Genomic DNA, 550 nt, shown 5'->3' with positions numbered 1-550 from the left:
CTTGAAGTTCAAGCGCACTGCCCGAACGCAAAAATCGTTTACGACTTATTCCACGTTGTTGCTAAGTTCGGTCGTGAAGTGATGGATAGAGTCAGAGTCGACCAAGCCAACAAACTCAAGCAAGATAAAAAAGCGAGGCAATGGGTCAAGCGCTCACGCTGGGTGTTGTTGAAAAATAGAGGCAACTTAAATCCACGACAAGACAGCTATCTTACTGAAATATTGAATATCAATAAGGACTTAATGACCACTTATATACTCGGAGCACAACTCAAAGAGCTTTGGTATTGTGAATCAGAAGCACATGCTAAAGGGCTCTGGGAGGCTTGGTGGGCTCAAGTACAGGAGAGTGGAATTAAGCCATTGAAAGAGTTCGCACGAAAACTAAGTCCTTATCTTCACGGCATTATCGCATCGGCAAGTTATCCGCTTAACACCTGCACATTGGAAGGGATAAACAACAAGATAAAACTAATCAAGCGAATGGGATATGGGTATCGAGATACAGACTACTTCTTCTTGAAGATAAAAGCGGCTTTCCCCGGAAAGC

Annotated in this window: 1 protein-coding gene; it reads left to right on the top strand. The window is 43.5% G+C overall.

What is annotated here, in order from left to right; all coding sequences use genetic code 11:
- Positions 1-550, top strand: a 550-nt coding sequence (locus tag Q1A70_RS20335; protein WP_299697668.1) for a transposase, incomplete at both ends; no start/stop codon positions are given.

The organism is uncultured Vibrio sp., assembly GCF_947488985.1.
GTDB lineage: Bacteria > Pseudomonadota > Gammaproteobacteria > Enterobacterales > Vibrionaceae > Vibrio.
This window is presented reverse-complemented; position numbering and strand designations above follow the sequence as displayed.